Here is an 18,780-nt window from a genome sequence, read left to right on the forward strand (position 1 = left end):
AACTACGTTTATACTGCAATCCGCGCCTCTTACTCCTAATCGTTATGTATTTGCGTGTTAGCTGACTGCTTCTATTCTTATCTACTTCACTGTAACACAGCCGGTCTGTGCAAATCCAAATCCTGTACACCCAATCTTTCTAACCAGCAAAAAAAGGGGCTTCATCTATAAGTTAGAGAAGCCCCTTGATCACCTAATCTTTCTATTTAATGGATGAGAGCACATCAAGCAGCATTCGCTTGAAGGCTTCACGATCGATCTCTTCACATACACGTACATTTGGTGCCTGTCCCAGACGTCCATTAATATCAACGACACTGTACCCTCTGGTATACTGACCGCCCACTTCAACATCTACAAAGTATTGACCTGTTCTTGTCATTATTAATTCATCTGCAGCAGCAGCCATTAGGAGTGTATCCGGGTGTGTTGTCCCAGGAAGCCTGTGTACTGACTTATTGAACTGCATAACGACCTTGTTGATATCGATAAAAAATTGAGCCCCGGCAGTACCCAGTGCCGCAATCTCTTCATGATCCTGATCATCCATGATGGAATAGCGAGTACACATCTCCCAGCCTACCATGGTCATGGGAATACCGGAATGCAGCACGATTTGAGCTGCTTCCGGATCTGTGTAGAAGTTGTACTCAGCCGCCGGTGTGATGTTCCCCAGCGAATTGTTGGCTCCGCCCATAATATAGATATGAGGGATTAAGGATGCAATACTCGGGTCCTTTTGGATAGCCATCGCAATATTGGTCAGCGGCGCAATGGCAAGAAGATGAATCTGTCCCGGATTCGCGTGCACTGTTTCAATGATATAATCTACCGCATGTCCTGACTCAGGGCGCTGATCTGCTAATGGAAAATGAGCCCCTCCCATTCCGTCATCTCCATGAACATCATCGACATAACGGTGCTGCCCTGAACCAAGGGTAAGCATTGGCCGTTCATACCCTTTGTACACAGGTACTTGTCCGCCTTTGCCCGCAACCTGAACCGTGTACAGCGCATTCTCGACCTCTTGGTTAAATTCCACATTACCGCCTGTAATCGTAATTCCCTGCACGTCAAAATAATGGAGAGCCGTCAGGATCGCAATCGTGTCATCACCGGCGGTATCCGTATCAATAATGACTTTCTTCATATGTAGTTCCCCCTCACCTGTCTTGTTCATGTTGTCATCATTCCTTATTGAACCATTATAGCGTCACGACCTGCAAGCGAAAAATAACTTATGCTTCATAGCTTCTCCCATACACAAATGACTTCATTCAGATACGTTTGCAATTTCAGGCATAAATCGTTAACATCTTCTACGGAGAAGATCTAATAGGAGGATTTTATATGTTAAATATGGATAGCTATACACCGCATTGGCTGACCCATCGCGAGGTCCTACATAAGCTGGTCACACTAGATCAGGATAATCTTGTTCACTTCACCCCTTGGGAAGGCGGAATGAGCTACGGAACGCTTGCCCTTCACATCGCCAGCTCTACACAAATGTTCGCGAACATGGTCAGCAAGGGGGAATTCACCCCTCCGCAAACCAAAGATGAATGGACAACACTCGAAGACGTACAACGTCTTGTGCATGAGTATACAGAAGCGACGAAGGAGATTCTTGCTTCCATAACAAACGAGCAGCTGCAGGCAGAAATTACGTTCTTCGGCCAAACTGCACCTGCTCATGTGTTCTTAAGTAAAACGCTGGATCACGAAATTCATCATAAGGGCCAATTACTCACGTATGCGCGAATTGCTGGTGTGAAAGAGCTTCCTTTCTTTATGTAATTTAAATTGTTTACTATGATTTATTCAATATCCGGGTCCCCTTCGACTCGGATATTGCTATTTTAGGCTGATTAACACGCCTTACATATGGGTAAATATGGAGATAAAATTTTAGGAGGTCTCATATTTTGAAAAAGTGGAAATGTTCAATGATCGGAATGATTCTCGTCCTTATGCTGGCGGCCTGCGGCGCAGAGAATGAGAGCCAGGAGGTCACACCTACGGATGAGGCAAACACAGAAGCGACAACAGGTGCAGATAACATCGAGGAATCGACAGAGGCACCAGCAGAAGAAACGTCAGCAGAGATTCCAACAGCGGAGGAGCTTCTGAAGCAGGTGTCTGAATCCAGCAGCAGCATAGAGAGCTACTCCATGGACACAAATATCACGCAAAATATTACGATGGCAGTTGACGGTCAAGAGCAAACTCAAGATGTAGAAATGAACATGAAGCAGGACATGGTTCTCTCACCCATTGCTGTATATCAAGAAATATCTACCTCTTTACCTGCAGAAAGCGGTGCTCAGGAGATCAAGCAATACATAACCGAAGACGCGATTTACTCCCATGTAGAGGGTTCATGGATGAAGCTCCCTCAGGAGTCCATTGGACCTTTGGTCGAGCAATTTAAGTCCCAAGGCAGTGCTGCCGAACAGTATGATCAGCTGAACAGCATCGCGAACGAGATCGAAGTAACGGAAGAGGGCGATGTATATTGGTTAAAAGCGAATTTGTCCGGTGATGGCGTTAAGGACCTTGCTCAAGAAATGATTGCACAGCAAGGTGCAACCGATCCGCAAATGGCAGCCATGATGGAGCAGATGGATATTAAGAGTATTGATCTGTCCTATAGCGTGAACAAAGAAACTTACTATCCTGCAGATATGACCTACAACATGGAGATGAGCATGGAAATGGAAGGTCAGAATGTAAGTATTCTTATGGCGATGGACGGCTCCTTCTCCAAGTATAATGAACTGGACAAAATTGATATTCCACAAGAAGTTCTCGATGCTTCAGCATCACAATAATATCAGCAAGCAAAATTTCTAAAATATACAGAGAACAAGCACCTTCAAGACAAGAACAATCCGGCAAATTTCTGCTTTTGAAGCTTTTGCCGGAAGTCTGTCTTGAAGGTGTTCTTTATGCTTTAACTTAGATGATTGATGACACACCATCTTCTTTTTCTTTTCTCTTCTCCGCATAGTAGTCATAGTTGCCAAGGTATACATCAAGAGCCCCTTCATGCAGCTCCCATACCTTGCCCGCCAGTCGGTTAATGAAATAACGATCATGAGAGATCGCGAGTACGGTCCCTTGGTAGTCCTCAAGTGCTTCCTCAAGCGCCTCCCTAGAAGCAATGTCCAGATGATTCGTCGGCTCATCGAGCAGCAGAACATTCGGCTTGTTATTTACGAGCACGGCAAGTCTGAGTCTCGACCACTCACCACCTGACAGCTTCCCGATCTCCCGGAACACATCCGGTCCATAAAACATATATTTCGCCAGTATCCCTCTTGCAGCGCCTTCCTCCATACCTACCTCTTCCCGGAAAAATTCAAGCACCGTCTTCTTGGGCTCCTTCATCTCTTCCTGCTGAGCAAGATAGCCGATGGTGACACCGCTTCCCCATTCAATGTATCCCTCATCTGCCTGTTCATCACCAAGCAGCAGCTTGAAAAAGGTCGATTTGCCAGAACCATTAGTGCCGAGAAGGGCGATTTTATCCCGAAACTCAATCATTCCCTCCACATTCTGAAGTATCTGTTTATCCGCGAATTGTTTACACAGCGCTTCGAATAGTAACACGACCTGTCCGGAGCGGTCTCTCGTTCCCAGATCAAAGGAAGCATGCTTCGGATTCAGGACCGGCCGCTTCACCTGTTCCATTCGATCCAGAGCCTTGCGTATGGAAGCAGCACGCTTGAAGAACTTCTCATTCCCGCCGATCCGCCCCCATTCCTCGAGCTGACGAATCGTTTCCTTCATCTTCTTGACCTGCTTCTGCTGCTCCTGATATTCGGCAAACTGCTGAAGTACACGCTCCTCCTTCATACGGACATAGCCGGTATAGCTGCTCAAGAAAGTGCTTGCTTCACCGTCCTCCAGCTCAACGATTTTGGTCACCACCCGATCAAGGAAAAAGCGATCGTGAGATACAATGATGCACGCCCCTGAGTATTGCCGTAAAAATTGCTCGAGCCACTCCATTCCTTCCAAATCCAGGTGATTGGTCGGTTCATCGAGCAGCAGCAGCTCAGGCTTCATAATCAGCTGGGATGCGAGCACGATTCGAGTCTTCTCCCCGCCGGATAGTGTATCGAAGGGCCTCGAATACATTAATTTCTTAATGCCAAGTCCTGTCGCCACTTGATCAATGCTGGCATCGATCTCGTAGCCTCCGCCCCGCTCATACTCCTCTTGGAGCACAGCATATTTATGCAGCAGCCGTTCAAGTGCATCCGGATCAGCTGCTACAGCCGGATCACCCATTTGCTGCTCCATCCGGGACATCCTCTGACGGCAGTCAGCAAGCCTGCTGAAGCCATGCGACAGCACCTCATATACTGTCAGCTTCTCAAAAGCAGCGGGTATCTGCGGCAAATACCCAACTCGAGCTTCCTTTTTCACCGTAAGCAGACCTTTATCGGGCTTCTCCAATCTTGCAATAAGAGAGAGCAGTGTTGATTTGCCGCTTCCGTTCGCACCGATCAGTCCTACCTTCTCGCCTTCATGCACTTCGATGGTTACATCATTCAGCACCAGATTGGCGCCGTGGTATTTTTGTATATTTTGACCGTTCATTATGATCATCTTAAGGATCCTCCTATGGTGTAGAAGACCCTGACCTTAGCCGCAAATAAAAAGAGCCGCGGGAACAAGCCCCGCGACTCCTTAATCGGAAACAAATCTGATCCGTTCTGGAGGTTATGGCAGGCATCTTCTCGAATGGGTAACGATATGGGACAATTGGACAGACTTCTCCCGTATTTCGAAACCTCTGAAAAAGATGCCAGACAGCACCATTGGCAGCTGGCTCAAGCGGTTGTTTACCCATTCAATATTCACCTGCCTCACCTCCTCTCATCAAAGTTATTGTTAACTATACCACAAAAAGAATGATAACCCTACCCGGCTCGTGCGGAAAAAATGTTTATAGCTGTTCTTTACTTTTGTCAGCTACTTAAGCCATGTATCAAAGAACCTGCGATAGCCTTCCTTCATTACCGTTCTGGAGAATGCACTGAAGGCATAGTCCCGGTTATCCTCAGACGTTCTGCGCGGAGAAGCGCAGGCCATGTTCACCAGCTCGAAGAAATTGCGGTCATTCCCGCTGAAGGCATGGGTAGAGTTGATATGACCATAGCAGGGATGCTCGGGCTTCACCACCATTTTGCCCATGGCCAGTGCTTCTGTCAGCGGCATGGCAAATGTATCAAAGCGTGAAGAGCTCCAGTACACCTTGGAGGAATTCATCAGCTCGAACACCTCATCTTGAGTCAGAGCAAAGCGAAGCTGAATATTATCCGGAATATCATACTTCTTCATGCTCTCCTTATACCGGCGTCCACCGAACACCATGAAGACTTCCTTGTCCGGATTCTGTCTTGCATACTCCAGCACGAGATCCGGCCTGCGGTTTGCCTCATCCCGCCCAATCCACATGACCCGGTTATCCACGACCGCAGACGGATCATAATGCTTCTTCGCCAGTTCTTCATCGAACCCGATGGGGATAACGGTAATGTCCTGAACGCCGTAATTTGAGTTCATCTCTCTCTTCAAGAACTCCGTCTGTACAATCGCCTTGTCCACAATGGAATAGAACGGCTTCATCATCTCATAGCCGGTCAGCGCAGGATCGGGGAAGCTGTGCGGAAAGAGTACGCTTTTATCGAGGAACATCTTCAGAAAAGTAAAGCCGGATACCGTGTAAATCACATGCTCTATATTTTGAGAATAGAGCTGATCCAGCACGATATCATAATTAACCAGATCCCCCTTCTCGTGCTCATAGCCTTGCACCCAGTCATATCCGCTGACATGCCGCTCCGGCGATATAAATACGATCTCGACACCCAGCTCCCGTCCGATGCTCTGCAGCCTGTCTGCAAAAACCCGAGGTCCTTGTGCTTCGGCAAACTGAATTTTGCGCATTACGAGTCCAACCTTATCCAATAGCCTTCTCCCCCTATCGTTGTCTTATCGATAAATATAGCATGAAAAAACCGCCATAGGGGAAGGAGTAACCTTACCTTATCGCGGTACACTTACAGAGCTATGCTATTTCTTGTATTCCATTTTGCATCAACATACATACAAAAAAACTAACCTTTTTTCATTGCTTTCAAATCACTGGTTGCGTTGGAGAGTACAGGCAGCATTCTCATCTGCCGCTCCATTGGCGAGGAACATAAACTGCAGCTTGGTTCGCTCTCGAACGTAAAGTCGTCCCGCATCCAGCCTTTGCAGTCATCATTGGTGCATGACCACACTTTTGTGTTTTCCTCGGGGATTTCCTCTGTTACTTGACGTCTGTACATGAATACTTCCCCTCCTATCTACGCAAATAAACGGCTCATTTCCGTCTATCCCGCATTCGCTATTTTGGAGTGAAAACAAGAACTGCCTTCAACTTGTCAGTTAAAGGCAGTTTAGCAGGTCGGCTTAGTATACTTTTACTACGTTCTCTGCTTGTGGTCCGCGGTTTCCTTCTACCACGTTGAATTCAACGCGTTGTCCTTCGTCGAGGGTTTTGAAACCTTCGCCAGTGATTGCGCTGAAATGTACGAAAACGTCGCTTCCGCCTTCAACTTCGATGAAACCGAAGCCTTTCTCTGCGTTAAACCATTTAACTGTACCTGTTTGCATTAGGGTCATTCTCCTTTACTCTTATATTAATATGGTTATTTTCATAAAAAAAATTCACATATTGGAAAAAGTGCCATTTCGAAATGAAGCTCTTTCCAAAATGTGAATTACACCGTTTCGTATACATTACCATATTCAAATCAATAACGCAATAGAAATTAAGAAAAAATTACTTAATTTACCAAACTAGATTGCGTTTGTTGATTTCTTGACGTAGTGCACTCGCTTAAAAAAGTAAGCTGTGGCATGACTCTGCCATTTCGCCGCCTCTTCATTCATTCCCCAGATCAGGCTTTATCATACCACAGCAATTGGCATTTTTTTAAACCGTACCCTCGAGCTGCTGTTTAATGCGCAGCGCAGGAAGCGGGTCATTACAGGTCATGATCGGTGTTCCGCAGCCGACCGCATAGAGGACGCTGTCAGTTGTGTCCGGTCAGTAGCTCCACACCTGCAGACCCCTATTCCGAAATGCTTGTACATCCTCCCGATGAAGAAGCGACATCTCTATCCCGATAGCCCACATTTTGGAGTATGTGCCGTTCTCCCCATGCACAAAATTACGCATGACCTCCGCCTTGAACCCCTGAGTCTTGGCCCCATAGTGATCATAGAGGTAAGCGATAATTTCAGCATCAAAGCAGGTGAAGACACATCTCTCATACAGTTCATATGCATGAAGCAGCTCTATTGCAGCATCGGCGGTATCCTTCGCATCCGGGCTGGATTTGATCTCCACGTTCAGCAAGATGTCCGGATATCCGGCAAGCAGCTGGCACAGCTCTTGAAATGTAGGGATTTTAAGGCCTTCGAACTCCGGAGCGAACCAGCCTCCCGCATCCAGTTTCTTCAGCTCCGCGAGGGTCTGCTCCCTCACTTCACCGCTCCCATTCGTCGTGCGGTCCACTGTTGCATCATGAATAACGACGACTTCACGGTCCTTTGACATACGCAGGTCAAACTCCACCATGTGACAACCTACTTCAATAGCACGCTTGAAGGATAGCAGTGTATTCTCCGGGTAAGCTGATTTATACCCCCGATGTCCTGCGACGACCATGCCTGCTGCGGATTCCAGTTGCTCAATCATTTTCTATACAGCCTCCTTATCAACATCTAACCTCTAAATACATCTTACGAAGATTTATTAAGAGACGATTATCTGAAAATGAAGAGCATGTATAACTTAATAGAAAAAGCCCAGCGAGCTCTGTACTGCGATGCTCACCAGGCTGTGTGATCTCAATAAATAAGGTGGATCAGAAGGCAGGAGAATATATGCGCGAGAATAATATCGCGTATGACTGATTAGCACATCGTAAGAGCTGCCTTGAAACTCTCTGCAAACGAAGCAGCCATTGGGATTGGTACACTTGAGAAAGACTTTAATGTCCCAGCAAATTAAGTAAGTTTCATGTTCTCCAATGCATACAACAAACGCAACATTCTGCTTCTGCGCTGCGAATTTAGCGTGTTTAATTGAAAGAGATCGTTAAACAGCAAACCATCGAGCGTCATAAGGATGAGGTCCGCTTCGGCACTCCCGTTGGCATCTTGCACGAGGCGCTCGTTTAACTCGTTCTGCTTACGTTTCACCAGATCCAGTAGAGTCGGATTAATACCAACAGCTGCCATTAGGCCAAAATAGCCGAATTGCGCATCCAATGGCTCACTCGACAATGAAATATAGGCGCGAAGCAAATCACCGCGTTTCTTCTCTGTATGCTCGTAACGCTGTTGCAATTGTCGCTCGAACTGATTCATTTCCTCCTCAAGGATGCCTTCAATCAAGGCATCCTTGGACGGGAAATGATGAAGCAGCCCACCTTTGCTGACGCCTGCCTGCTTGGCAACCGCTTCTAACGTAAACCCGCCTATCCCCTTCTCCCGTATAACAACATGTGCTGCGCGAATCAGCTTTTGCTGTGTTTCTAAGGAACGCCCCATTCTCTTTAAGCCCCCGACTCTCCATAATTGTGCCCATACTATAGCATGAAACCCTAAAGAGGTCAAAATAGGAAAAGGAGGGCTGAATTTGACAAAAAGACCGTCTGGATGGTATTATTTTTTCATCATCAAAACTTCACTTACGACTTGGAGATGGAACAATGGTGACAATTATCATGTCGATGATTGGATGGGGGCTGCTGGATAGTCTGAATCCGTCTACGATCGCCACTATGATACTTCTCATGCCGCTGGTAACGAGGCGACAGCATGCCTGGTATTATATCGGAGCTACTTTTTTCATTTATTTCTTGTTTGGCCTTCTGTCTCTCTGGGGAGCGGAACGATTTGTTGCGCCTCTTATAATGAGCATTATGGTTAAAGTGGAACCCTTCATTGGCTGGCTGGAATTGGCAGCAGCCGTTCTTATGCTGGGTTTCGGCATTACCTTAGCATGGCGGTCGTGGATGAGGTGGAAACGAAAAGTTCCGCTGCCAAATTGGGTCGGGCGGTCAGCACGCTTTGTAAATCCCGTGTCGTTACTTCTCCTTGCGGCTGGGTCAACCTTAGTCGACCTGCCTACTGCGTTACCGTACGGTGCATTTATTGCCACGCTCGCAACACTGGAGAACCAGACGACAATAGAGCCTTTGTTTCTTCTGATATACAGCTTTCTATATATTTTACCTATGATCCTTGTCTATATTGTGTTTGTTAAACTGGACAATAGCCGATACCAATTATTCGAAGTGAAATTCAAACGTGTGATGAACGCGACAATAGCCATTGCAATGCCGCTTTTACTAATAGGTTTCTCAAGTTGGTTGTTGACCGACTGTTTAAGAAGATTATTGCACTATATCTAGGAGTCTCTTCGCTACGAGTAACGACAAACCATTACTTCTGGATGAAACAAAAGGACGAAGTTGAGCTGGAACAGTTGCGTGCAGCTAAAGCCAAAACGCTTACGGAACATCCAGCTTGGTGCAAGAGTTAATAAGCCGTCTTCAGCCAATTGTCCTTGCTCCAGCTCAGCTTGCCTGCTCCCGCTCCTGCCGCTCCCGTGAGTCTCGATTGGAGCGTCGAAGGATCATCCATCGTGTAGCTGTAAGGCAGCGAGGTTATCCCGCTCCAGCTGAACGGAACAATTGGGGCAGGCACAGGTGCGAGCGGGCTGCCAGCTGTATCACTGCTGCCCCGGAAGGAGGAGCCATCAAGTGAATACATCGTGTCAACGGCGCGAATTTTACCTGTGTACGAAGCATCGGATGGGTCCGTCTGGTTGTTGCGCATTGGATACTGGATGCCGATGATGCTTGATTTCTCAACGAGCACAGCGCCTCCCTCGGTTGAGATAGCTCCATTGCTCGTTACATCAAACTTATATCCTTTGGATGAGATGGCAGCAGCCATCGCCGGTGTAATTCGCTGCTTGGCCAGCCTCGCATCTCCACTGTCCATAACGATGTTATAGGCATGTGCGTTTCCGCCCCGGAGGCGCGGCAAGCGATCTTGAATATCCTTGTAGTAATTATGATGCAATGTTATCGATAGACTTGGATTTCCGGAGTCAAATGAAGTCGAGCCGACGAGATGTCCTTTTTTCTGAGAGGCTGCGATGGCAATAATATCGTCCTTGCTCAGACCTACCGCGATGCTGCGCAGATCATTGTACATTGGATAGGAGGAGCGGTTTGCTTCCAGTTCATTGATCTGCTGTGTAACCCAGCTGTTTGCGCTTCTGTCATCACCCTTGAATACTGACCACGAGATCGTGACACCATTTGTTCCTTTTTTCGAATCAACCAGCCCGTCATAGGCTTTATGAAACGTACAGTGGTCGATCCACACTTTGCTGGTCTCCTCAAGGGTAATGTAATCCCAGTCATTCTTGTCATAATCCCCCTTAGAGGATTCATCCCACTCCCATAGCTCTTCGAACTCTAGATTTCGAATGATCACATTCTGGCTGCGCTTCACGCTGATCGCTGCATGCTTGATTGTAGCTCCGTTTGCAGAGAAGATCGTAAGTCCATTAAATCCGTCAATGGTCAGCTTGCTGACACCTGTCTGTTTCAGCACAGGGTGAGTCAAGGCATCATTATGCTCGGCAAAAGGCGACGTTTGAGCCGCAGCAGGAAGCTCGTTCCAGCCTAGATCAAGGTCGTTCATAATCTCCACTACCTTGACACCTGATCCTTTCTTTAATGCGGCCGCCAGTTCTGTGGCATTATAAACTTTTCGATATTTTGCTGTGTCGGTCTCGCTGACAATCCCCCCTCCCGTATTCCCGGCCGAGAAGCCTGTCAGGTTATAATCTGTAATTCCTGCTGCAGCCGTCTGTTGTAGAGGAACAACCGTTATGACCAGCGCGAGACTAACGACCGCTGCAAACAGCGTCCTCCAAGGTTTCTGCTTTCTTTTCATTATTTCTTGCCTCCTCTGTTTCGAATTGCTCTCAATTTAACGTATGGAAGCGATTACAACAATAATCAGCAGAACAGCTGTGGGCTAGATAATGCACTCCTTCAGCAGGACAATAATCATTTCTTCACATGCGCTGTAATAGAAAAAGAGCCTGCTCACACCGCTATGGTGCTCGCCAGGCTCTTAGGCTTTAGATTCATTGGACTTCTTGGACTTTACAAGCTTTTAGTCTCTTTATACTCATGCAATCTTTAGCTCATTGTTTTTGGTATCCTCATTTTGAGATGAGTTCAGTCTGTTATCGCTTAATAGATCTTGTCCAAAATCCTCCATGGAACTGCTTGGGCTCCACCGTAATAATAAACGCCTTGGGATCAAGCTCCAGAATGGACTGGTAGAGCCTCTTCTGATTTTTACGCTTCGCCAGTATTTCCATCACGAGCCGGTCTCCGTCCCGTCCATTGCCGAGCCACGAGGTAACCCCGTAGCCTTTTTCTCTAAGCGTGGTTACAATCGTTCCTCTTGCCTGGTCACAGATCACTTTGACTGTCACATAGCCAAGAGCGATCTTCTCCTCAATCCAGGCCCCGATCAAGATACCCAGACCGTAGCCAACCGCATATACGACCAAGGCGGCAATCTGATCCAAGTAACTAAGCACCAGATTTAATCCGAGTACATAAATAACGATCTCGACCATACTGATGAGCGCCGCGATATACTTCTGGCCCTTCAGCGTCAGAATCATCCTCAGCGTATAAGCCGATACGTATACAATCTGGATTGCAAAAATAAAAAGCAACGTTGTGCCCATGTCATCACACTCCTGTCTGCCAAGCTGTAAGCCCCAATACGCTCTTCTTATTCGGTGCCTTATCCGATGTTCCTAAATACAGCATATCCAATTGTATTACACCTGTATCATTATACTGAATCAAGCCGTTTCCTGCGAAGCACCAATAATCGGTACATCTGTCCATGCGCTTTCAAGAGACGATGCGAATATATTAGACAAATATAAGGTGCAGATAGAACAACGGAGGAGGCGCATCAGCCATGGATCTCTGGAAGGCAATGCAGGACCGCGGGATGGAGCAGCTCGTATTTTGTCAGGATCAGAAGAGTGGTCTCAAAGCCGTTATCGCCTTGCACAGCACCAAGCTGGGACCGGCACTAGGCGGCTGCCGTTTATGGTCGTATGCTTCGGAGCAGGAGGCAGCCCAGGATGCCATGAAGCTCGCCAGAGGCATGACCTATAAGGCGGCTATTTCCGGATTGCCCTACGGCGGAGGCAAGGCCGTAGTCATGGAGCATGCTGGGATGAGGCGGGATGAAGCATTTGCTGCACTCGGCCGATTCATAGAGAGACTACACGGAGAGTACATTACCGGGGTTGATCTTGGCACGACTCCACACGATATGGACCAGATCCATCGTGAAACGAGGCATGTGACCGATCAGAGCGGAACGCTCGGAGCAACCGGAAACTTCACTGCCGAAATGACTGCCTATGGTGTATTTCTTGGCATTCAGACTTCACTGACCCATAAATATGGGCTGAGTGATATGAATGGAGTCCGCGTCGCGCTCCAAGGACTGGGCAAAGTCGGATATGCCTTGGCAAGGCGCCTTCATCAGGCCGGGGCTCAGCTGATCGTATCTGATATTGATTCAGGAAAAATGAGTCAAGCTGTTCGTGACTTCAAAGCATTAGCCGTCTCACCTGACGATATTCATCTGCATAGCTGTGAGGTCTATGCTCCCTGCGCGATGGGCGGAACACTTACTCATCTGAGCATTCCCCAGCTGTCCTGCGGGATTATTGCCGGTGCAGCTAACAACCAGCTGGCTGATGAACAGCTGTGCGATATGCTGGAGCAGCGAAATATTCTGTATGCTCCTGATTATGCCATTAATGCAGGAGGAATCCTTAGTACCGGCGCAGAGCTTGCCGGAACCGGGGCACGGGGGGCGGCTGCAGCCGTAGAGAAGATACCCCATACCCTTAAGTATCTGTACGATTATGCTCGCAAGAACGGCATTACAACGGCTGCTGCAGCCGATTCCATTGCCGAAGCCAAGTTTGCTTAATTCAGTCCGCGAGCAGCTGCAGCACAAATCCTTTCAAATCAATAATCCTTACATGTTCAGGCGGCTTCTGATCCGTTCCGTATATAATCAGAGGGACGAGTGACTCGTCCTTGCGGATGGAACCATGCCCGCCGCCACCTTCATGTGTCGGTGAGCTGCGATCCGCCAATTCATATCCCGGCTTGGCTGTGACGACCATGAAATCTCCTGGATGGGAGTGAAGTGCACTAGACAATCGCCGGAGCACATCAGGATAGTCACCATATTTTAACGATCCACGCCCCTCATCTATGCTCAAATCCAGTACATTCCCCGCCTCTTTAATCGTCCAATTCTGCTGGTAGGGATCGGCAAGGCTCCCGCCAGCTCGATACATAAGCTCCTTGTTCGTTCCCCCTTGGCGTACATGGATCCATTCACCCTCCTGCCATGATACAAAATCGATACGAGGGTCTATCGTCATCAGACGAGCCCATTCTTCATAGGACTTCACAGCAAGGTTTGGATATACATAAGCCATCGTTTCATTCACAGCGAGAATGATATCTGTCTCGTCATTGACTTCCTTACCCGCACGAAGAACTTGATAACCTGTGAACAGATCGGGCAGATCAATCACCGAGTTCTGATCCTTCGGCAGCAGTCTCGTCATTCCGCTGTCTCCCGCAATGATAATAATTGACTTATCCATCGCTGTCTCGCGCGATCCAAAAGCCTGCAGGATTCCGTCAAGCTGCTTGTCTACTTCTTTGACTCCCTTTAGTCCAGGCGGGCCGCTCTTATGTATTTTTTGATCCAAATCGGGAAGATAGGCAAATAGAAAATCAGGCAGCTTGTTTTGCTTCACCAAATATTTTACTGCTTCTACAGAGTATTTGTTCGTAAGACCCATCCGATCAGGGAGACCATCGGGCAAATTATGCGCAGTTGTACCCCCGGACGAGTTCTCTAATGGATTGGCGATCGAACCCAAAGATAGCAGATCGGGGCCCTTGACCTGGATTTGCTGCGGCAATGAAGACGGTCCATACACCCAAGCGGGAAGCTGAAGTGTATGATCCGACATCCCCCGGTAGATCAACCCGTTTATTGAACCGGATTTTAGATGTTTACGTGCCAAATCCTCGTAGATTGTGGAATGCTGCGAGCTCAGATGCTTGTCGTTTAGATGTATCAGAGCATCTGCTAGTGTTCTGTTGATGCCATGATTCCAGATCTCCGCAGGACCTGATCCATAGTTGATCAATCTCTTCTCCTGTGCGGAATACCACACGAGTCCTGGAACTTGATGCTCATCAGGATAGGTACCCGTCAGCAAAGAACTGTCAATAGAAACCGACATCGTAGGAAAGGAGGTAACCATATCCCTGTAATATTGGCCGTGATCAATTAAGTATTTGAAGCTTGGCAGCTCACCCTGCCGGATACCCTGATCAATGGCTTCTGCCATTAACGAATCGACCAGCAGAAATATAACCTTCTTGGATTGAACTCTGTCCGCCGACTTCACGTGCAGCAGATCTTGATCCTCGGATTGCGAGCTTTGATGCTGACACCCTGTTACCAAGCTTAGAATAAGAACCATGATCATTACCTTGCACAGTAGATCTCTCATGTATCACTTTACCCCCTCTATCCGTCGATTCACGTATAACTTATGAATTAGCATAAACTTCAACATTTGCATCATTCATCATTGTTATCGTTCGCCACAGCATAAAGAAACTTACTAGGGATATTTTGTTAAATTAATCTAGCTATTCAAATCAAAAAAAGGCCCTCACTCGTGAGGGCCTTCCATCATGCATTTACATCTAATAAGGCTGTAATTGTTAACCAGCTCACTCTCGATTAATCGTCGTCACGCTCATCCTTGTCTACAGACAGCACCTTGCCGGTGTTCGCATCAATCTCAACATCTGCTTCATACTTCGAGTTAACAACCTCTACCTCATATTGAAGCCGGTTGTCATCCTCATCCAGCTCAATCTGTACCACCTTGCTGTTGCTCAGCTGTTTCTTCGCTATTTTCTCTGCATCCGCTGCAGAGAGCTTCACAGAAGCGATGGCTTCCGACTCGTAACGATCATCGTCATCCTCGTAGCGGTCATCATCATAACGATTGTCATCATCATTGCTTGTGAATACATCAAGTGTCTTTCCCGTGTAAGCATCGATATGAACGGTAACATCTTTGTCGCCTTGCTCGATTTCTACATCATAGAAGGCTTTGTTATTATATCTCTCCAAATCAATATCATCGATATGACCTTTATTCCCAGCTGCCTTCAGCGCTGCTTTCTTCGCCTCACCGAAGTTTATCATCGTGTCCGGGTTGAAGGAGGATGAGGATACCCCGCTATTTCCCGTTGTACTTGCAGTTCCTGTTCCCGTATTACTTGCGGCGAAGATTGCCGTCCCTCCAGCGATCAAACCTACTGCCAAAACTCCGCTCAATACGACTTGTTTCTTCATTACTCATCAGCTCCATTTCGTGTTATTGGGTTGTTCGTTTCTCCCTTACAACACCATCTTACCCCTGCAAAATGAGAGCAAAGAAAGAGTAAGATTAGAATTTGATGAGAAAATGAAGTGATTTCTCAGCTACATGAAATCGTCTCTAATGATTAGTTAACTGAGTACTAAAGAAAGGATTATTGGTTCTCATCATCTTGATCGTCGTCATTGTCATCAAAATCATCCTCATGCTCAACAGATTTGACCGTACCCGTAATGGCAAGCACTTGAACGATCATCTCCTCACCGCTCACATTCTCAATTTCAACCAAATAATAAGGAATATCCGATTCTCTGGCACGCAGCTCGATGTCTTCGAATTCTCCCTTCACCTCGGCTAGCGCGATATCGATTGCATCCTGTTCACTGATCAGACGGATCGGTTCCTGTGTTTCAGCTGGCTGTTTATTGTCTGAATCGGGATTCTGAGGCTTTGTTTCAGATCGGGAGAGAACCTCCCCGCTGTACGGATCAAGCCTTAGTTCTACGATCTGATCTTTCGTCTGTACCTCAGCTTTGTAATATTTTCCTTCAGGGGAATCAGAGACAAGCTCCAGTAACAGCAGCTTTCCTGGAGTATCAGCCAGGACAGCCTTCTTGATAGCTTCTCTGCTCTGAGGTACCGGTGTATCCACTTCCCCCTCTGAAATCTGCTCAATGGTTTGTATGCTTCCACTCTCCGCATCTACCGTTAGGCGGTATTCGCCACCCGTTTCCGTAACCAGCCGAAGGTGATACTCACTACCCTGCAATCGGTTATCCTCAATCTTGAAGTCTGGGTACTGCTGAAGCACACTCTCGGATACGGCCTCCGCTGATAAAATATCTGATTTATTCCATGGCTGAAAATAATAAAGACCAATTGCCAGCACCAGTACTGCAGCCACACCGCCATATAAACCCCACTTTTTAACGTTCATTAGGAGAACACCCCTCTTAAGTTTCATATCACAACACAGCCATATATGGCTTTTGTATGCCATTATAGCGGAGCTTTATGAGAATTTGCTGAGAAAGGAGGGGAAGCGTAATATCGCCGTAGTACCTTCTCCAGGACGGCTCTTCAGATCAATCTCGGCCTGAATATGACCGGCAATCTCTTTGGCCAGCGACAGACCGAGTCCTGATCCGCCTTGCTTACGTGTTCGGGCCTGATCCACACGATAGAAGCGGTCATATACTTTGGCGAGCTCACTGTCCGACATGCCAATACCGTAATCTCGAATCGAGACTTTAATATGACCTTCTTCCTTCTCGACCTGGATATCAATGTGCTCTTCACTATATTTTCTCGCGTTATCGAGGAACAGAATAAGGAGCTGCTTGGCTTTATTAAGATCCGTGATCGCGAACATCTGCTCATCAGCTTCAGCGGCTTCGATATGCACATTCACCTCTCTGCGATAGGCTGTCTGATAGGACCGGGCTGTGTCCTGCGTCATATCCGCGATATTGCAGGATTCCAGCTTCACCCCGGCAGATTCAGTCTGCCTAGCCATGAGCAGCAGCTGCTCTGTCATTTCACGCATCCTTACCGCCTCAGAATGAATGGCCTCAACAGACTCATTGAACAGATCAGGCCGCTCTGCTCCTCTGCGTTTCAGCAAGCTTGCATAGCTCTCAATTACAGTTAAAGGCGTCTTGAGCTCATGTGAAGCATTAGAGACAAATTGCTCCTGCTTCTCATAATTCAGCTCAAGTCTGTCAATCATGCGATTGAACGTATTGCCCATCTCGAACAGCTCATCCTTGGATTTCTTCTCCAAATCGATGGATTTGAAGCCGCCGCCCTGTTCAATATTTTTCATCGTGTCAATCATTCTTGATATCGGCTTGATAATGATTCCACTGAGCAGACGACTGGAAATAATGACCGCAATGAGTGCTGCTACTGAGACGGAAAATAGTACGTTACGCAATACACGCAGATTGTTATCTGCGCTCGCCAGACTTTCAGTAATTTGTATATTTACGACCTCACCGTCTACCCAGATAATCGGCATCGATACAAATACGTACCTTGCTCCATCCACCTCCGTGACCTGTGATACTTTATTGGGACGGTATGGCGCATCCAGATTTCTTAAGTGCTGCTGGGTTTGAGATGTTACTACCTGTCCCTCGCCCGACATCCGTACCAGACGGAGCATGCCATCGGCCGGAACAAAAGCGCGAAGGAGATCATCCGGAGCAACGCTCACCGCTGCGTTCTTTATTCCTTCCACAACGGCACTCGCTTCTGCTTCTGCCCGCTCTGTCTGGGTATTGATCGACATGCGATCAAACAGAATATAGATAAATGCATTAATCAACAGAAGCAGTACCATAAAAAATACGGACGTATAAACGTAAATCGTCGTTCTCAGCTTCATGCGTCCGCCTTAAGCACGTAACCGACACCGCGCACTGTATGTATAAGTCCAGTTTCATGACCATGATCCACTTTTTTGCGGACATAACGTATATAGACATCAACCACATTCGTATCTCCCATGTAGTCGTAACCCCACACCGATTCAAGAATTTGCTCTCGATTCAATACTTGGCGCTGATTGCGCAGCAAATAGACAAGCAGATCAAATTCACGGGGAGTGAGCTCTATCGAGCCCTCCCCGCGTTTGACCTCTCTAGTGGCCTCATTCACACGCAGATTACCTGCTGTGAGCCACGTCTCGAACTCTCCGGCGTTAGAAGCTGCTGCTGGCTGGTGCTGCAGCTTACTGCTCAAACGCAGCGCAGCCCGTACACGAGCCAGCAATTCTTCAATCTGAAACGGCTTGGTGATATAATCCGTTGCCCCCAGATCAAGTCCCGACACCTTATCCTCCACAGATCCCTTCGCTGTCAGCAGGATGACCGGTGTGTGCTCATCCTGGCTCCGAATACGCCGCAGCACTTCAATTCCGCTCAGTCCCGGCAGCATCACATCGAGCAGAATGAGATCATACTCCCCTTGTTGATAAGCCGTAAGCCCCTCCGTGCCGCTTGTCGTTTTATGCACTTTATAATTCTCGTATTCCAGCTCGATTTCAAGCAATCGAGCAATCTTCTCTTCATCCTCCACAATGAGAATGGATGCACTCATGACGACTCCCCCGCTTCATTTAAATATGAATATCA

General features: G+C 47.4%; 18 protein-coding genes and 1 pseudogene. 4 read left to right on the forward strand and 15 right to left on the reverse strand.

The window, feature by feature from the left end; translation table 11 throughout:
* Positions 1 to 202 precede the first annotated feature (202 nt).
* Positions 203 to 1,150, reverse strand: coding sequence for a nucleoside hydrolase (locus tag PUW25_RS24165; RefSeq protein ID WP_274337744.1), 948 nt, complete (start codon positions 1,148 to 1,150; stop codon positions 203 to 205).
* Positions 1,151 to 1,350: 200 nt separating this feature from the next.
* Here PUW25_RS24165 and PUW25_RS24170 point away from each other — a divergent pair, with 200 nt between their 5' ends.
* Together PUW25_RS24170 and PUW25_RS24175 are read left to right on the forward strand one after the other, a co-directional pair.
* A complete protein-coding gene (locus PUW25_RS24170; protein WP_274337746.1) occupies positions 1,351 to 1,800 on the forward strand; it encodes a DinB family protein in 450 nt (149 codons plus the stop codon).
* Between the two features lie 128 nt (positions 1,801 to 1,928).
* Positions 1,929 to 2,834, forward strand: coding sequence for a DUF6612 family protein (locus PUW25_RS24175; RefSeq protein WP_274338481.1), 906 nt, complete (start codon positions 1,929 to 1,931; stop codon positions 2,832 to 2,834).
* A 148-nt stretch (positions 2,835 to 2,982) separates the two neighbouring features.
* On the opposite strand, the pseudogene PUW25_RS24180 reads toward PUW25_RS24175, so the two are convergent.
* The 7 genes and pseudogenes from PUW25_RS24180 to PUW25_RS24210 form a co-directional block, all read right to left on the reverse strand.
* Positions 2,983 to 4,620: pseudogene (locus tag PUW25_RS24180) on the reverse strand (ABC-F family ATP-binding cassette domain-containing protein); the annotation flags it as partial.
* A 114-nt stretch (positions 4,621 to 4,734) separates the two neighbouring features.
* Positions 4,735 to 4,875 (reverse strand): hypothetical protein, encoded by a 141-nt coding sequence (locus PUW25_RS24185; RefSeq protein ID WP_177178727.1) that lies wholly within the window; start codon positions 4,873 to 4,875, stop codon positions 4,735 to 4,737.
* A gap of 111 nt (positions 4,876 to 4,986) precedes the next feature.
* Positions 4,987 to 5,985: a glycosyltransferase gene (locus PUW25_RS24190; RefSeq protein WP_274337748.1), complete on the reverse strand. Its 999-nt coding sequence runs from the start codon at positions 5,983 to 5,985 to the stop codon at positions 4,987 to 4,989.
* Between the two features lie 149 nt (positions 5,986 to 6,134).
* Positions 6,135 to 6,350: a cold-shock protein gene (locus PUW25_RS24195; protein ID WP_076314321.1), complete on the reverse strand. Its 216-nt coding sequence runs from the start codon at positions 6,348 to 6,350 to the stop codon at positions 6,135 to 6,137.
* Positions 6,351 to 6,474: 124 nt separating this feature from the next.
* Positions 6,475 to 6,678: a cold-shock protein gene (locus PUW25_RS24200; RefSeq protein WP_047912726.1), complete on the reverse strand. Its 204-nt coding sequence runs from the start codon at positions 6,676 to 6,678 to the stop codon at positions 6,475 to 6,477.
* A 436-nt stretch (positions 6,679 to 7,114) separates the two neighbouring features.
* Positions 7,115 to 7,768 (reverse strand): glycerophosphodiester phosphodiesterase family protein, encoded by a 654-nt coding sequence (locus tag PUW25_RS24205; RefSeq protein WP_256209735.1) that lies wholly within the window; start codon positions 7,766 to 7,768, stop codon positions 7,115 to 7,117.
* Between the two features lie 311 nt (positions 7,769 to 8,079).
* A complete protein-coding gene (locus PUW25_RS24210) occupies positions 8,080 to 8,625 on the reverse strand; it encodes a TetR/AcrR family transcriptional regulator (protein ID WP_090724862.1) in 546 nt (181 codons plus the stop codon).
* Positions 8,626 to 8,786: 161 nt separating this feature from the next.
* Between PUW25_RS24210 and PUW25_RS24215 the strand changes: the two genes are divergently transcribed.
* Positions 8,787 to 9,491 carry a GAP family protein gene (locus tag PUW25_RS24215; protein WP_090724863.1) on the forward strand — a complete coding sequence of 235 codons (705 nt, stop codon included), beginning with the start codon at positions 8,787 to 8,789 and terminating at the stop codon, positions 9,489 to 9,491.
* Between the two features lie 127 nt (positions 9,492 to 9,618).
* Here PUW25_RS24215 and PUW25_RS24220 read toward each other — a convergent pair whose 3' ends face one another.
* Both PUW25_RS24220 and PUW25_RS24225 read right to left on the reverse strand, forming a co-directional pair.
* A complete protein-coding gene (locus PUW25_RS24220; RefSeq protein WP_274338482.1) occupies positions 9,619 to 11,052 on the reverse strand; it encodes a pectate lyase family protein in 1,434 nt (477 codons plus the stop codon).
* Positions 11,053 to 11,350: 298 nt separating this feature from the next.
* The gene (locus tag PUW25_RS24225; RefSeq protein ID WP_076314316.1) at positions 11,351 to 11,866 is read right to left on the reverse strand and encodes a DUF2179 domain-containing protein; all 516 of its coding nucleotides are present in this window, start codon (positions 11,864 to 11,866) and stop codon (positions 11,351 to 11,353) included.
* A gap of 242 nt (positions 11,867 to 12,108) precedes the next feature.
* On the opposite strand from PUW25_RS24225, the gene PUW25_RS24230 reads away from it, so the two are divergent.
* Positions 12,109 to 13,143: a Leu/Phe/Val dehydrogenase gene (locus PUW25_RS24230; protein ID WP_090724865.1), complete on the forward strand. Its 1,035-nt coding sequence runs from the start codon at positions 12,109 to 12,111 to the stop codon at positions 13,141 to 13,143.
* A 1-nt stretch (position 13,144) separates the two neighbouring features.
* Here PUW25_RS24230 and PUW25_RS24235 read toward each other — a convergent pair whose 3' ends face one another.
* The 5 genes from PUW25_RS24235 to PUW25_RS24255 all read right to left on the reverse strand — a co-directional run bounded on the left by PUW25_RS24235 (position 13,145) and on the right by PUW25_RS24255 (position 18,745).
* Positions 13,145 to 14,758 (reverse strand): alkaline phosphatase family protein, encoded by a 1,614-nt coding sequence (locus PUW25_RS24235; RefSeq protein ID WP_090724867.1) that lies wholly within the window; start codon positions 14,756 to 14,758, stop codon positions 13,145 to 13,147.
* Positions 14,759 to 14,994: 236 nt separating this feature from the next.
* Complete coding sequence (locus PUW25_RS24240) at positions 14,995 to 15,618, reverse strand: PepSY domain-containing protein (protein ID WP_090724868.1); 624 nt, start codon at positions 15,616 to 15,618, stop codon at positions 14,995 to 14,997.
* Positions 15,619 to 15,797: 179 nt separating this feature from the next.
* Positions 15,798 to 16,580 carry a PepSY domain-containing protein gene (locus tag PUW25_RS24245; RefSeq protein ID WP_177178728.1) on the reverse strand — a complete coding sequence of 261 codons (783 nt, stop codon included), beginning with the start codon at positions 16,578 to 16,580 and terminating at the stop codon, positions 15,798 to 15,800.
* 75 nt (positions 16,581 to 16,655) lie between these two features.
* Positions 16,656 to 18,032 carry a sensor histidine kinase gene (locus tag PUW25_RS24250; protein ID WP_274337749.1) on the reverse strand — a complete coding sequence of 459 codons (1,377 nt, stop codon included), beginning with the start codon at positions 18,030 to 18,032 and terminating at the stop codon, positions 16,656 to 16,658.
* On the reverse strand, positions 18,029 to 18,745 hold the full coding sequence (locus PUW25_RS24255) for a response regulator transcription factor (protein ID WP_274337750.1): 717 nt from the start codon (positions 18,743 to 18,745) through the stop codon (positions 18,029 to 18,031). Before PUW25_RS24255 ends, PUW25_RS24250 begins: the two co-directional genes overlap by 4 nt.
* Positions 18,746 to 18,780 lie beyond the last annotated feature (35 nt).

It is taken from the genome of Paenibacillus urinalis, from assembly GCF_028747985.1.
GTDB classification, from domain to species: Bacteria; Bacillota; Bacilli; order Paenibacillales; family Paenibacillaceae; genus Paenibacillus; species Paenibacillus urinalis.

Bases quoted from the DNA above. Each gene is read 5' to 3' on its own strand.
- PUW25_RS24255 (WP_274337750.1), bottom strand. From the start codon at position 18,745: ATGAGTGCATCCATTCTCATTGTGGAGGATGAAGAGAAGATTGCTCGA.
- PUW25_RS24220 (WP_274338482.1), bottom strand. From the start codon at position 11,052: ATGAAAAGAAAGCAGAAACCTTGGAGGACGCTGTTTGCAGCGGTCGTT.
- PUW25_RS24215 (WP_090724863.1), top strand. From the start codon at position 8,787: ATGGTGACAATTATCATGTCGATGATTGGATGGGGGCTGCTGGATAGT.
- PUW25_RS24240 (WP_090724868.1), bottom strand. From the start codon at position 15,618: ATGAAGAAACAAGTCGTATTGAGCGGAGTTTTGGCAGTAGGTTTGATC.
- PUW25_RS24210 (WP_090724862.1), bottom strand. From the start codon at position 8,625: ATGGGGCGTTCCTTAGAAACACAGCAAAAGCTGATTCGCGCAGCACAT.
- PUW25_RS24205 (WP_256209735.1), bottom strand. From the start codon at position 7,768: ATGATTGAGCAACTGGAATCCGCAGCAGGCATGGTCGTCGCAGGACAT.
- PUW25_RS24245 (WP_177178728.1), bottom strand. From the start codon at position 16,580: ATGAACGTTAAAAAGTGGGGTTTATATGGCGGTGTGGCTGCAGTACTG.
- PUW25_RS24170 (WP_274337746.1), top strand. From the start codon at position 1,351: ATGTTAAATATGGATAGCTATACACCGCATTGGCTGACCCATCGCGAG.
- PUW25_RS24230 (WP_090724865.1), top strand. From the start codon at position 12,109: ATGGATCTCTGGAAGGCAATGCAGGACCGCGGGATGGAGCAGCTCGTA.
- PUW25_RS24195 (WP_076314321.1), bottom strand. From the start codon at position 6,350: ATGTACAGACGTCAAGTAACAGAGGAAATCCCCGAGGAAAACACAAAA.
- PUW25_RS24235 (WP_090724867.1), bottom strand. From the start codon at position 14,758: ATGAGAGATCTACTGTGCAAGGTAATGATCATGGTTCTTATTCTAAGC.
- PUW25_RS24250 (WP_274337749.1), bottom strand. From the start codon at position 18,032: ATGAAGCTGAGAACGACGATTTACGTTTATACGTCCGTATTTTTTATG.
- PUW25_RS24165 (WP_274337744.1), bottom strand. From the start codon at position 1,150: ATGAAGAAAGTCATTATTGATACGGATACCGCCGGTGATGACACGATT.
- PUW25_RS24225 (WP_076314316.1), bottom strand. From the start codon at position 11,866: ATGGGCACAACGTTGCTTTTTATTTTTGCAATCCAGATTGTATACGTA.
- PUW25_RS24200 (WP_047912726.1), bottom strand. From the start codon at position 6,678: ATGCAAACAGGTACAGTTAAATGGTTTAACGCAGAGAAAGGCTTCGGT.